Raw genomic sequence first — 12808 nt, 5'->3', positions numbered from 1 at the left:
GCCTGGTCAAAACATCCCGTGGCGCAGGGTACTTCTTCAACGCTGACGTAGATGTTAGCTACGGAGGCACGTTGGCCGCGTGACAGTGAGCTATGCTGGAGATTGGGGTGACGAGGCTGATCAAGCCTTCAACAGTACCAGCCTGATCAATTACGGCGAGAGCTACCGGTCCGGAGATCGCATCAGCCCCTCTCTGCATATGCACGCGGCGCCTGAATTGCCGATTTCGCTCAGCTGCTGCTGAATGGCGACGGCTTGCGGCGCATTCAGGGCCCTCTGCGTCTCCGCTGGCCACAACAGCGCTGGTGAATGTTCATTGTTGGGACGACTCACTCGGCTGGCAGGTGGTTGCCCTGGTCAAGCTCATCCGGCGAAGGGCGGATCTGCTGTTGGCTGGCAGCCAAGACTGGGGGCGGCGGCCCGAACTCCGGCGTCCCAGAGCTTGCGAAAGCCTCCGACACGCTTCTGTTGAGGTCATCCCGTCCATCGGGCATCCCTGGGTTGCTGAAAAAAGATGAGGCGGCTTGATGATCCTGCCCTCGCTGAAGCACCTCGCGACCTGCGACAAAGCTGTTACACGGGATGGATTTTTTCGCGGGGTCCACACCAGCCTCATCAAACTGTATCGGCAAAGTCCTGCGCCAATTCACACTGCGGGTCATCGAGTTGAGATTCTACGGAGAGCGCCTCCTCTGCTCCCGTCAAGGGCGCCGGCTCCGGGAGGGCGCCTGTCTGGCTTTCAAAGATGCGTTTCAGAATGCGATCCGAGAAATAACGCACCTTCCTCAATTTTAGTGGTGGCAGACCTTTGATAAGAACAATCTCGTAGTCGTCATCGAGCAGCCGAACCTGTTCGGGACGCAATAGCGGTGCACCTTGATGTGAATTCTGAATGGTCCAGTCGAACGTTCGCGCCTGGCTGTGGGAAATCGATTTGGCTTCAAACGTGTATTCACCGATGGCCTTGGAAATGTAGTTCGGAGTCTCGTCATCAGCCGTGGCCATGAACACTTGCAGTCCGGTATTGCTGAGAAAATTCTGCTTGCCAGCCTCTCCATAAGCCCCCGTCAGTGCCGAAAGGCTTTGGATGATGAGCATGAAACGCCCCTTGTAGCCCGCGATAGTCGTGATTGCGGTCTCGATCGACTCCAGCTTACCCAAGTGCTTGAACTCGTCGAGCAGGAAGAGAACCTCGTGCTTTTCATCCCGACGGGCCAGCGACCGCTGCAGAATTGAAACGATTTGCTGAAAAAACAAACGTATCAAAGGCGCGATCACCTCAAGGTCGTTCGGACCAACGCAAAGATAGATGCACGTTCTGCGACGGCGAAGATCATAGACCGAAAAGTCCGAGCGACTTGTGGCCGCCTTTACAGCGGGATCCGCCCACAGGTTGAGCCCGCCATCGCCGAGCACGGAAGTGTAGGAGGTTAGGATTTTCGTATCGTTCCCAGCCATGTCGTCGAAGATGCGTTGTGCCTCTTTGTTCTGGGTCTCCATGGCGAGTCGCGCGAAGAGCTTAAACTTCTCCCCCGGCTGGGCGAAGAGGTCATAGACGGCGCCGATTGTTGGCGTGCCCCGCTCGATGCAGGCAAGGATTCCCGCGACAAAGATATCTCGCGCGCCGCTGACGAAACCTTCCGCGCCCTCCCCCTTGGCCGTAATCAGGTTTGCGGCCAAGCGGCGGGCTTCGGTGAATTGCTGCTGTGGAGGCAACGCTATAAGATCCAACAGCGGATTGTAGCAGTTTGTGCGCCGCTCCGAATCCAGCGGCGCGAATTTAAACACGTCGTCACCTGCGGCTTTGCGCGCCCTCGAGGTGAGCTCAAAGAGCTCCCCCTTGACGTCCAGAGCTATCACCGAGCCTTTGAATGTAAGTAGCGTTGGAATGACTATGCCGACGCCCTTGCCAGCGCGGGTCGGTGCAACGATGAGGCTGTGAGGCTGCTCGCCATTGGTCAGGTAGTAGCCAGGCCAGAAAGGGCCACTTGTCTTGCCAAACACCGGCCCTGTCACGCCGCGGTATCGTCGCAGATATCCCGTGCGTCGCATTTCATCCACGCGAGCCCAACGAGCCGTCCCGTGGTGTTCGAGCTTGCGGCGCAATACGATCTGCTGAATCAGCAAGACGACCGCGGACGTCGAGAGCACGATAGCCGCGCCCCGATAGAAAACGGGGGTTGCGAAACCCAAATAGAAGGGCGTCTCAAACCAAAAGGCACGGACATCAAACGCCATCAGAGCCTCGCCGCTACCGCCGTGGCGGAAGGTTGCGTAAAGACTTGCCGCACAGAAGCCCACGGCGAGTGAGCACGCGATGCTAATGGCCAAGTTGGGGGGCGTCGTTTTTGTTGAAAGCATTGTTCCATTGCCGGATTAGCCGTAGCTAATGCTGCGCGTGCTTCAGAGACCGAACCGGCGTCGCGCGATGTCGCCGCTCGACAGATCGATGCCGCAGCGGGTGGTGCGATGCTTGCAGCGCATCACCCGGCAGACGTGGTTTTTGAAAGTTACACTAAGCAGGCACCTCAACGGCCAGCGAATTGGAAACGGCAAGGCCGTAAACGGAATTCGGGAGAGAAAGCGTCACTGTACCATGGCCGAGACCTCAACGGCCGGAGCGATCTCTGCTTCTGGTGGCCTCCATTAGGTCCTCTCGGGCGTGATTGTAGGTGTGGCTTATGGACTGCCCGACTTGAGCACCCCGCTGCAGCTGTTCATAGGAGGTTTGCGGGCTTACTGTATCACGGACTGCAGCCTCAATACCTGCTATGTGGCCGTCCAGATTCGCACTCCGTTCCTCTGCTGCATGCTGCGGCGGCGGCATGTGCGGCAAGATGTGTTGCATGCCGGGAACTGAGTGAGCTTGGGCCTGTTGATTTGCGTCGAACTGGTGATACGCGTTGAGAATAGCATTGGATGCTGTCAACTTGACATTGACATCCGGATCAGAAGCCAATCCAATGGCCTGATCAAGAATGCGAGATTTATTTTCGTCATTAAACTTACTGAAGTGTGGCGCAACGTAAAGAGCTCCGAGAGCTTGCGACGACGGCTCCATGTTGCCAATGCGATTAACAATAGCATCTTGCATCCCTGGCGTTAGGTAATGGCATACATTACTGACCGCTCTGACTTGCTGCAACGCTACGTCATCCGGGGTGTACCCCAATCCGGCTGTTAATTTCTCGGCCAGATCGATGGCTGATCGTCCAAGCTGATTGGCCCGCCTTTCAAATCTCGCGAGGTCAGTTTCTGGCCCGGCTTGAGTGCCCCGAACGGCTGTTCGCTCGTGCGTCCCGAGGCCTTTGAAGCCCCCAAGATTTCGCGCTGTATCGCGCGGGTTAGCGGTTACCAGCCGTTCTGCAACATCGCTCAATGGCCCCTCTGGAACGTCACGGAGGCTACTGCTCCCCACGCCTTGAGATGATCTTGCAGCTGCGCGTGCCCGTTTGCTATCGCGATCCATTGCTCGCCTCCAAAGTAGTTATTCTACCCAATGAGGGTACCACCGAAGCTTGACCTGCTAAACCGATATAATGTTACAGTTGTAGTATGGCAAAGGGTTCCCAGCTCTGTGGGTCTGCCAAGAGCCCGTCTAAGACGAAGAAAATACGATGAAGTTGGCATCAAATGCGATGTGAACCGCCCCGGGCTTTTCGGAGGCCGTTTCGTTTGAGTCATGCGGCTATGGCTGGTTCATCCAACATGGCGTAGTAGCGTTCCTCGGCTTCGGCCGGCGGGATGTTGCCGATGGGCTCCAGCAGCCAGCGATTGTTGAAGCAGTCGACCCATTCGAGCTTGGCGAACTCGCCGGCCTCGAATGAGCGCCAGGGTCCGCGTCGATGGATCACCTCGGCCTTGTAAAGACCGTTGATCGTTTCGGCGAGAGCATTATAGAAAGAGTCGCCGACACTGCCCACTGCGGGTTCGACGCCGGCCTCCGCCAAGCGCTCGGTGTATTGAATGCTGACGTGTTGGGCGGATTCAACCGGTCGTCGCAACACCAAGGGATTGGAGGTTGCAATGACGGTTCACCAACGCGCTTCAGATCGGTGCACTCGAAAGAAGCTGGATTCGCCCGGGCGTCCGCCTGCCTGGCAGCGTGAGAATCGCTTCCGGTTCTGGCAAGCTATTGCCTTGGGACATTCGAGCGAGGAGGCCGCACTGGATGCCGGTACATCAACGCCTCTTGGTCCGCGCTGGTTTCGGAGTGCAGGAGGGATGCCGCCAACGCATTTGGCGCCGTGGGCGAAGCCGCCTTCGGGGCGATATCTTTCTTTCGGGAGCGCGAGGATATTGCGCTTGAGCTTGCCAAGGGAATCGGCATCCGGGCCATTGCTCGTAGGCTAGGTCGGCCGCCGAGCACAATCTCGCGGGAGGTCAGGCGCAATGCCGCGACGCGCAGCGGCAATCTGGATTACCGGCCAGTGCCGCCCAATGGCACGCCGATCGTGAGTCCCGCCGGCCTCCTGGCAAGCTGGCGGTCAATCCGGCTCTGCGTGAATGTTGAGGAGCGCTTGGCCGGCAAAGTCACCAATCCCAATGGCGCCTCATTCGAGGGCCCCAAGGTGGGTATGGAAAAAACGACAGAGCCGGAGGTGGTCGGCAGCCTGGAGCCCCGAGCAGATCGCTAAATCGGCTTCAGATCGATTGCCCAGAGGATCAAACCATGCGGATCAGCCACGAGACGATCTATCAGTCCTTGTACATTCAAGGACGCGGAGCATTGCGCCGAGGACTTACCGCATGTCTGCGTTCAGGCCGAGCGTTGCGCGTACCGCGCGAACGGGCCCGAGTTCGCAACAAGTCCTTCATTGGAGACGCCCTTTATAATAAGCGACCGTCCGGCCGAAATTGCCGATCGGGCTGTCCCCGGACATTGGGAAGGCGACCTCATCCTTGGCCTCGGAAGCTAGGCGATCGGTACGCTCGTGGAACGAAGTTCACGCTTCACAATGCGTGCTTCACCTGCCGCGCATGCATGGCTATCAGCAGAGCCTGCGCATCAAGAACGGTCCACCACTTGCCGGCCACGGCGCTGAAGCAGTCCGCAGAGCCATAGCCCGATCCATGGGCAAACTTCCCGAGCAACTGCGTCAGTCGCTGACTTGGGACCATGGAGCGGAAATGGCGCAGCAGCCGACCTGCGCATCGACACCGGGCTCGAGATTTTCTTCTGCGATCCCCAAGCCCGTGGCAGCGAGACTCCAACGAAAACACCAACGGCTTGCTGAGACAGTACTTTCCAAAGGGCACGGATCTCAGTCGGCACACAGCCCGGAACTGGACGCAGTCGCCCATGCTATCAACACAAGACCGCGCAAAACGCTCGGCTGGAAAACACCTGCCGAACTCCTCGACCAACTCCTTGGGGGACAGTATGATGCCGGTGTTGCGACGATCCGGTTGAATCCGCCTTGGCTGCCTCTATCGCTGTGATGGATGTGCCCGCCTCCCTGCAGGGGCCGCCGATCATGGAGAGCCTGTTCCAAGGCATCGAGAACGAAGGCTGCATGCGCCGTCCGGCTCACCCGCCAGCCGACGATCCGACGGGCATACGTGTCGATGACAAAGGCGACATAGACGAAGCCCGTCCAGGTCGCGACGCAGGTGAAGTCGGAGACCCGCAGCATGTTCGGCGCGGAGCAGTGGAACTGGCGGTTGACGTGGTCGAGAGGGCAAGGTGCGGCCTTGTCGCTCACCGTAGTGCGGATCGGCAGACGATGCCTTCGAGGCTCATGGCCTTCATCAAGCGGGCAACCGTGCAGCGGGCGACGTCGAAGCCCTCGCGACGCAACCGCCGCCAGACCTTGCGAACGCCGTAGACGCGGAAGTTCGCCTCAAACCGTCGGACCTCATCCTTCGAGGCTGTATCCCATCTTGCCCGAGCCGACAGCCGGCAGGGGTCGACGCGCTTGGCGACATGGTCGTGGTAGGTCGACGGAGCGATCGGCAGCACCTTGCAGATCGGCTCAACCCCATGCGCCTTGCGGTGATCGTCGATGAACGCGATCGTGGCCTGAACCGGCGGTCGAGCTTCGCCTGGGCAAAATACGCGGAAGCCTTGCTCTCGTTGGCCTGCGAAGCTCGCGGCTCTCGCGTTCCAGAGCCTTCAGTTTCGTCGCAGCATCCGTGGGAACTCCGGCGCGCACGCCGCAGTCACGCTCGGCTTTCTTGCAGCCGATCTTGGCGGCGATCGATGAAACCGCCGCCCACCGCGACGTATGCTCGCGTTCGTGATCCAGAACCAGCCGCACCGCGGGGGGTCCGGACCTCGGGAGAGAACTTGTTGGTCGCCTTGCTTGTCATGGTTTCACCTTCTCAGGAGTTGGAGCCTCCGATCAACCCGCGGCGGTACACAACAAGGGTCACGGATCAATCTGGGCGGGAACCCTAGAGAATCAGCCCTCAGAGCCTTTGGTAATAGACCGACCCCTCGCACCTGTTTGGGCTGGGTGTACAAGTCAGGTTTTCATCAGGTTGGACGAGTATGTCTGGCAGTAGAGCGCGACCACTTCCGTGCCCGCCCGCTCGTCTGGCAGACACACAAAGGAGAAAGATATGCCGTCAGCTACAAGCAGCGCCATCGTTTCCTGCCGCAGATCATCGCCCATCCGGTCTGGCCCTCCTTCAGGTCCCCTTGAGCCTGTGTCTCGTCGAGGAAATGGCCTGGGAGCGGGATCGTGGTTTCGTATGAGACAATCCGCCGGTGCGGCGACAAATGCGGTCCGCATACGGAGCCATTACGTCGCGGCACTTGATATTGCAGTGCAGCAAAGGTAGAGGGCCGCCCCTTATCGGAGTGTCGTCCATGGCCCTTACCAATGCTGGTAGCGAGGCAGAACCCGTCGAACAATCGAGCCATCCCGAAATCGAACAGGACAGCACCAAGGTGCTGATGCTAGGCGCGCTCGGCGTTGTCTATGGCGATATTGGCACCAGCCCGATCTACGCGTTCCGTGAGGCGCTGGTGGCGTCGTCGGGCGGCAATGTCGCCGAGCGCGGCGATATCCTCGGCGTGCTGTCGCTGATCATCTGGTCGCTGACTATCATCGTCACCATCAAGTACATCATGTTCGTGCTGCGCGCCGACAACCGAGGCGAGGGCGGCGTGCTGTCGCTGATGGCGCTGGCGCGCGGCAGTTTCCCGACCCGCTCGGCGATCATCCTGGCCATCGGTATTGTCGGCGCGTCATTGTTCTTCGGTGACGCCGTCATCACGCCGGCAATCTCGGTGCTTTCGGCGGTTGAAGGCATGAATGTCGTTACCCCGACCTTCCAGCCCTACGTCGTGCCGCTGACGCTGGTCATCCTGGCGATCCTGTTTTCGGTGCAGCGCTTCGGGACCGGCGGTGTGGCGCTGATCTTTGGCCCGATCACGGCGGTCTGGTTCCTGGCTATCGGTCTTTCGGGCTTGAACCACATCATCGCCGATCCCGAAATCCTGTGGGCGGTCAGCCCGCACTACATCGTCGCCTTCCTGATCAATTCGCCCGACGTCGCTTTCGTGACCATCGGCGCCATCTTCCTCGCCGTCACCGGCGCCGAAGCACTCTATGCCGATCTTGGCCATTTCGGCCGCAAGCCGATCGTGCTGGCCTGGCTGGCGATCGTGTTTCCCTGCCTGCTGCTCAATTATGCCGGGCAAGGCGCCTTCGTGCTGGCCAAGAACGGTCACGTCGGCCATCCATTCTTCGAGATGAACGAAGGCTGGACGCTGATCCCGATGGTGGTATTGGCAACCGCGGCGACGGTCATCGCCAGCCAGGCGGTCATATCGGGCGCCTTCTCGCTGACCAGGCAGGCGGTGCAGCTCAATATGCTGCCGCGCCTCGAAATCCTGCACACGTCGGAACGGCAGTCGGGCCAGATCTACATGCCGCGCGTCAATGTTTTGCTGGCGTTGGCGGTGATGTTGCTGGTCGTCGGTTTCGGCGAATCGAGCAAGCTCGCCTCCGCCTATGGCATCTCGGTGACCGGCAACATGTTGGTGACGACGGTGCTGCTGTTCGTCGTCATGACCCGCATCTGGAAATGGCGGCTGTGGGTGGCCGTCGCCATGACGGCGCTGTTCGGCTTCATCGACATCGGCTTCTTCGCCTCCAACATCGTGAAGGTGTTCGAGGGCGGCTGGGCGTCGCTTGCGGTGGCCTTCACCATCGTTCTGGCGATGTGGACCTGGGTGCGCGGCAGCCGCTATCTGTTCGACAAGACCCGGCGCAACGAAATCCCGCTCGATTTCATCGCCGGCAATCTGCTGAAGAAGAAGCCGCAGCTGGTGTCCGGCACCGCCGTGTTCCTGACCAGCGATCCGCAAAGCGCGCCGACAGCGCTGATGCACAGCCTGAAGCACTACAAGGTGCTGCACGAGCAGAACGTCATTCTGTCGGTGGTCACCGCACCGCAACCGCTGGTGCCCGACAGCGAGCGGGTCAAGATGGAGACAGTCAACGAGTTGTTCATGCGGGTGACGCTGACCTTCGGCTATATGGAGCAGCCCAACATTCCGCGCGCGCTGGCGATCTGCCGCAAGCAGGGCTGGAAGTTCGACATCATGACGACGTCGTTCTTCCTGTCGCGGCGCTCGCTCAAGGCATCGCCCAATTCCGGCATGCCGGTGTGGCAGGACAAGCTGTTCATCGGGCTCGCCCGCTCGGCGGCCGACGCGACGGAGTACTTCCAGATCCCGACCGGACGTGTGGTCGAGATCGGAACGCAAGTGACGATTTAGGGCATGCCGCGGTTGAGAAGAATCGGTGCTGTCACATTGATTGAGCGGGTAAGGAAATTCAGGTAGCAGCGCGCCCGGCACTGTAAGTTTCAGCGGCTTGATGCACGCGATAGCTGGCCGGGACGGCTGTCACGCTGTGGCGACACACGCGATTTTGTTCCAGATTTGCATGGGGGCGTTACGCAGGTCTCGATGTTGAGCCGATGACAGCGCATTGCAGGGAAAGTGAGCAGGTCGGCAATCGGATCATGGATGGAAACGAACCGCTGAAGCTGGCGTGCCGACTTGAAGCGTTTCATGATCCTTTCGCGTCGTCGGGTCGGCTGGTGCGAATTTTCCGCTCGATTATTCAGGCCTGTGTGCGACCGGTGTTCGACGCCGGGCAAGAGGTCGCGCATGGCGGCATCATAGGATCGGAGCTTGTCGGTGATCATGATCCGTGGTGTCCGCCCTTGAGCTTTCAGCAACTTGCGCATCAGACGCTTTGCCGCCTTGGCATTTCGGCGGCTTTGTACCAGCACTTCGAGGACGAAGCCGTCCTGATCGACGGCACGCCAGAGCCACTGCTTCTTGCCACTGATAGCCACGACACATTCGTCGAGATGCCATTTGTCGCCCAGGCAGCCGGCTGATATTGATCTCCTGGGCGAAATGCCGTCCGAATTTCTCCGCGCAGCTTCGAACGGTCTGATGCGTGACGATGATGCCGCGGGCCGCCAGCATGTCCTCAACCATGCGCAGGCTGAGCGGAAAGCGAAAGTAGAGCCATACCGCGTGCGCAATGATCTCGGGGGAAAGCGGTGGCGACCATAGAGCGGACCACGAGCAACTTCTGACATGGCCCAATGTAAGCACATCTTCATAAGCTGTCGGTTGACTTTACGGTGCCGCGCCAAGCGAGCAGCATCCGGCCGGCGGGGCCGACCCCGTCTCCCGGCCGTGAGCAGAACGGCATCACGCAGGGGCCGCTTCATCCTCGACGCGGCCAGCCTGCTTTGCCGTTACCGCCGCCGCCGAAAGCGCCAGGCGTTGCCGCCAGGCGCCGGTCCGCCGGCAGCGGTTCGTCTCCACCGATGATCCGATTGCCAACCAATTCCACTTTCCCCCATACCTGCGTAACGCCGCTATGCAAATCTGGACAAAATCGCGTATGTCGCCGCAGCATGACAGCCGTCCCGACCAGCTATCGCTGCATCAAGACGCTGATATCTTTACAGTGCCCGCACGCCTCTCGCGCGCCAACGGCCAGTCGGTGTCGCGAATTGAGGCGCGCTGAAGCCGTCCGGCTCAGCCGATCATGGCGCTTCGGTTGCCGGGTTCGAGGTCGTGGCCTCTGCCGCTGCGCGATTCTAGCAATTGCGCCTTGGAGAGCTCTGCTTCAGCCTCGGCGAGGCATGGCTCGGCTGCGGTTCTCTGCCGCAGAAGGTCCGATTGCGAATTCTTGACGTTGTCACGACGTAGGCGAGCGGCCTTGGCGAACGTCGGATAAGCGAAATGATTGACATCGGAGATGCCGCCCTTCGTTTCCTCGGCGTTTATCTGGAACTCCAGTTCTCGCGCCATGCGTTCGAAATCGGCAATCATGATGTCTAGCTGGTGCAACTGTCGTCGCTTCTCATTCACCTGAAATTGCTTCAGTCGGACCAGATTACCTCGTGGCTTCATGACTCGGTACTCCGGTACCCATTTCGTCCAATCAAACCGCTCTCTCCCCTTGACGTTAGGCCTACAGCGACTCTCACGTTTTCTGCTGCGAGCGGAAACATATTTTCCAAAATCCTTGGCCGATGGCTATGAGTTCAATGCATCGACAAGCATGCGAGCGGGGGACTTAAGGGGCGGTAAAAAAAGGCGGAATAGGGCGATTTTCACAATGTCTGCATATGAACGCGTTGAGACCTGCGGCGGGCTTGACACACAAAGCAATCGTCAAGATTTGCGACATGGACGCCGGGGGGCATGAATACGCCCGCCGTCAGCTACACGCCCCCCGATTTCCGCCGCCTATTATCGCCCACGCGCTCTGGCTTTATTTCCGGTTTCCGCTGAGCCTGCGCCTGGTTGAGGAAATGCTGCTGGAACGCGGCATCGTGGTTTCGTATGAGACAAGTCGCCGGTGGGGCATCTAAGTTCGGGCTGGACTGCGCTCGCTGCTTGCGCCGCAAGCCGCCGTGCCGGAATGATGTCTGGTACCTGAACGAAGTGGTCGTCACCATCGCCCGGCAAAAAGCTTTGGTTGTGGCGCGCCGTCGACCAGGATGGATATGTGCTGGACGAAATCGTGCAAAACCGCCGCAACACCAAGGCCGCCAAGCGCTTGCTGACGCGGCCGTTGAAGAAGCAGGGGCTCGCGCCGAAGCGCATGATCACCGACTAGCTGCGCTCGTATGGAGCGGCAAAGCGACAGGTGATGCCGGACGTCAAGCACCGGTCGCACAAGGGGTTGAACAACGGAGCGGAGAATTCCCATGTGCCGCCGCGAAAACGGGAGCGGATGATGCAGAGGTCCGATCGCCGGGAGGCCTGCAACGCTTCGTCTCGACCTTGTCAGCCCTCCGCAACCTCTTCGTCCCGCCCCAAACGTTCTGCTCTCGTCATACATGTTCATCGCCTCAGCGCGATGGCGCTGGTGATATCACGACGCGTTTGTACCGCTCGACCTACGCCACAGGTGCCGACGCTGTGACGAGCTTCGTCGGTCGCGTGTCGAGTGACGGCACCGGGGACAATTATCGTCGACCGCAGTCCATTGCCCAGACCAAGGCGCTTCTCGGCGTCGGCACGATGGCAAATCGCAGCGTCACGATCTCGGCCGCTGCCCCTTCTGGCGGCGTGGACGGTGATTTCTGGGTGCAGCCGTAATGGCCCTTTACGTCAAAGCCTCCGGGGTCTGGGGGGCGGCTAGCGCCGTATGGGTGAAAATCTCAAGCCTCTGGACCAAGGCTCGACAGGTCTATGTGCGCAGCTCGGGCGTCTGGGAGAAAATGTTCCCGATAGATCTGGTCTTCAATGGCACTCACGAAGACTCGACTGCCACGACCGTTTACACCCACACCAGCATTCCGCTTCTTGTCGCGCCACACGCTAATCGTCGTGTCATCGTGACAACTGAGACCACTGACACCGAAAGTGCAGTGACCGTCAACAGTATGACGATTGGGGGTGTGGCTGCCACCCTTCTCGCTCAGGTGGAAAGCATCTTCAATTCTGGTGTGGTCTATCTGTCAGTGTGGTCGGCCCTCGTGCCAACCGGTACGACGGCAACGATCGTGACCACGTATAGTGAGAGCGTGTTCCGTGACTACATGTCGGTCTATACGACCACCAATTGGGATGGTGTGGTGGGCACTGTTGCCTCTGACAACAATTCAACGGGTGGCCTGACAACGACCGTCAGCATTGGTGCCCTGGGCGCAGCGATCGCAATTGCGGGCAACGCCACCAAGGGGGCATCGGCACTGCGACATGGACCGGGCTGACCCAACAGTTCTCAAACACACCAGTCACGAATAGAAACCACAGCGGAGCAATGGCAATAGCTACCGCCGCCCAAGCTGCCCTCACCGTAACCTGTGCCTACGACTACTCCAGCACTTGTCGCACTGCTGGTGGTTCCGCGGTGCGCAACTCCTGACTGGCGACGGCGTCGGCGACATGCCTTACGGACTCGTATTGCCAGAGCTTGTAATCGTCGACAAACCAGCCAAGTCGGCTCTCGATCGCCGTAGCAAGCTCGTTATAGTCGAGGCTGTCGAGGCCGAGATCCCGCATTCTGGTTGTCATCGACACCTCTACTTTTTCGGCAACTAGAGCGTTGAGGGTTTTGAGAACCAGTTGTTCAATTTCAAGTAATGTCATCACTAATACATGCCTTTTGCTTGCAGATTCAGGTAATGCAACCCTGATCGGGGCGCAACCCCCAAAACGAAGTGTGCCGTTGAACATGTTCTTGTCATTGACGATGATGCCGCAATGCGGCGCCTCATCGCCGATGCATGCCCTGAAGGTAACCGCAGTCCACGATAGCAAGCAGTTTGACTATGTTCTTTCACGTGAGCCAGTCGATCTCGTGGT

At 59.3% G+C, this 12808-nt stretch carries 8 protein-coding genes, 7 pseudogenes and 1 other annotated feature; of the genes and pseudogenes, 6 read left to right on the top strand and 9 right to left on the bottom strand.

What is annotated here, in order from left to right; genetic code table 11:
• Window positions 1-83: pseudogene (locus tag NKI32_RS31320) on the top strand (DNA-binding response regulator); the annotation flags it as partial.
• A 532-nt stretch (window positions 84-615) separates the two neighbouring features.
• Here NKI32_RS31320 and virD4 read toward each other — a convergent pair.
• The 3 genes and pseudogenes from virD4 to NKI32_RS31305 form a co-directional block, all read right to left on the bottom strand.
• Window positions 616-2361 carry a type IV secretion system ATPase VirD4 gene (gene virD4 / locus NKI32_RS31315; protein WP_353005199.1) on the bottom strand — a complete coding sequence of 582 codons (1746 nt, stop codon included), beginning with the start codon at window positions 2359-2361 and terminating at the stop codon, window positions 616-618.
• Window positions 2362-2608: 247 nt separating this feature from the next.
• Window positions 2609-3379 (bottom strand): hypothetical protein, encoded by a 771-nt coding sequence (locus tag NKI32_RS31310; protein WP_352594796.1) that lies wholly within the window; start codon window positions 3377-3379, stop codon window positions 2609-2611.
• Between the two features lie 301 nt (window positions 3380-3680).
• Window positions 3681-3983 (bottom strand): annotated as a pseudogene (locus NKI32_RS31305) (transposase domain-containing protein); the annotation flags it as partial.
• A 43-nt stretch (window positions 3984-4026) separates the two neighbouring features.
• On the opposite strand from NKI32_RS31305, the pseudogene NKI32_RS31300 reads away from it, so the two are divergent.
• A pseudogene (locus NKI32_RS31300) lies at window positions 4027-5442 on the top strand (IS30 family transposase).
• Here the strand turns inward: NKI32_RS31300 and NKI32_RS31295 are convergent.
• Window positions 5421-6312: pseudogene (locus NKI32_RS31295) on the bottom strand (IS3 family transposase); the annotation flags it as partial. The pseudogenes NKI32_RS31300 and NKI32_RS31295 sit on opposite strands and share 22 nt — an antisense overlap.
• Window positions 5945-6061 (bottom strand) — a sequence feature (AL1L pseudoknot). (Overlaps the previous pseudogene by 117 nt.)
• A gap of 155 nt (window positions 6313-6467) precedes the next feature.
• Window positions 6468-6617 carry a hypothetical protein gene (locus tag NKI32_RS31290; RefSeq protein ID WP_023703136.1) on the bottom strand — a complete coding sequence of 50 codons (150 nt, stop codon included), beginning with the start codon at window positions 6615-6617 and terminating at the stop codon, window positions 6468-6470.
• A 197-nt stretch (window positions 6618-6814) separates the two neighbouring features.
• Here NKI32_RS31290 and NKI32_RS31285 point away from each other — a divergent pair, with 197 nt between their 5' ends.
• On the top strand, window positions 6815-8734 hold the full coding sequence (locus NKI32_RS31285; protein WP_353005197.1) for a potassium transporter Kup: 1920 nt from the start codon (window positions 6815-6817) through the stop codon (window positions 8732-8734).
• Between the two features lie 129 nt (window positions 8735-8863).
• On the opposite strand, the pseudogene NKI32_RS31280 reads toward NKI32_RS31285, so the two are convergent.
• The 3 genes and pseudogenes from NKI32_RS31280 to NKI32_RS31270 form a co-directional block, all read right to left on the bottom strand.
• Window positions 8864-9573: pseudogene (locus NKI32_RS31280) on the bottom strand (IS6 family transposase).
• 50 nt (window positions 9574-9623) lie between these two features.
• A pseudogene (locus NKI32_RS31275) lies at window positions 9624-9787 on the bottom strand (DUF1403 family protein); the annotation flags it as partial.
• Window positions 9788-10021: 234 nt separating this feature from the next.
• The gene (locus tag NKI32_RS31270; protein WP_023690673.1) at window positions 10022-10399 is read right to left on the bottom strand and encodes a hypothetical protein; all 378 of its coding nucleotides are present in this window, start codon (window positions 10397-10399) and stop codon (window positions 10022-10024) included.
• A 294-nt stretch (window positions 10400-10693) separates the two neighbouring features.
• On the opposite strand from NKI32_RS31270, the pseudogene NKI32_RS31265 reads away from it, so the two are divergent.
• The 3 genes and pseudogenes from NKI32_RS31265 to NKI32_RS31255 all read left to right on the top strand — a co-directional run bounded on the left by NKI32_RS31265 (window position 10694) and on the right by NKI32_RS31255 (window position 12213).
• A pseudogene (locus NKI32_RS31265) lies at window positions 10694-11420 on the top strand (IS6 family transposase).
• The gene (locus NKI32_RS31260; RefSeq protein WP_031194388.1) at window positions 11417-11596 is read left to right on the top strand and encodes a hypothetical protein; all 180 of its coding nucleotides are present in this window, start codon (window positions 11417-11419) and stop codon (window positions 11594-11596) included. The pseudogene NKI32_RS31265 and the gene NKI32_RS31260 overlap by 4 nt, the downstream one beginning before the upstream one ends.
• Window positions 11596-12213 (top strand): hypothetical protein, encoded by a 618-nt coding sequence (locus tag NKI32_RS31255; protein ID WP_023679572.1) that lies wholly within the window; start codon window positions 11596-11598, stop codon window positions 12211-12213. Before NKI32_RS31260 ends, NKI32_RS31255 begins: the two co-directional genes overlap by 1 nt.
• Before the next feature lie 103 nt (window positions 12214-12316).
• Here NKI32_RS31255 and NKI32_RS31250 read toward each other — a convergent pair whose 3' ends face one another.
• On the bottom strand, window positions 12317-12679 hold the full coding sequence (locus NKI32_RS31250; RefSeq protein ID WP_353005195.1) for an acyl carrier protein: 363 nt from the start codon (window positions 12677-12679) through the stop codon (window positions 12317-12319).
• Window positions 12680-12808: the final 129 nt, after the last annotated feature.

It is taken from the genome of Mesorhizobium sp. M0761 (genome assembly GCF_040320205.1).
Taxonomy (GTDB): domain Bacteria; phylum Pseudomonadota; class Alphaproteobacteria; order Rhizobiales; family Rhizobiaceae; genus Mesorhizobium.
The sequence above is the reverse complement of the archived record's forward strand: the minus strand, read 5'-3'. Positions and strand labels throughout refer to the sequence as shown.

Bases quoted from the DNA above. Each gene is read 5' to 3' on its own strand.
- NKI32_RS31270 (WP_023690673.1), bottom strand. From the start codon at position 10,399: ATGAAGCCACGAGGTAATCTGGTCCGACTGAAGCAATTTCAGGTGAAT.
- NKI32_RS31255 (WP_023679572.1), top strand. From the start codon at position 11,596: ATGGCCCTTTACGTCAAAGCCTCCGGGGTCTGGGGGGCGGCTAGCGCC.
- NKI32_RS31290 (WP_023703136.1), bottom strand. From the start codon at position 6,617: ATGGGCGATGATCTGCGGCAGGAAACGATGGCGCTGCTTGTAGCTGAC.
- virD4 (WP_353005199.1), bottom strand. From the start codon at position 2,361: ATGCTTTCAACAAAAACGACGCCCCCCAACTTGGCCATTAGCATCGCG.
- NKI32_RS31285 (WP_353005197.1), top strand. From the start codon at position 6,815: ATGGCCCTTACCAATGCTGGTAGCGAGGCAGAACCCGTCGAACAATCG.
- NKI32_RS31250 (WP_353005195.1), bottom strand. From the start codon at position 12,679: ATGTTCAACGGCACACTTCGTTTTGGGGGTTGCGCCCCGATCAGGGTT.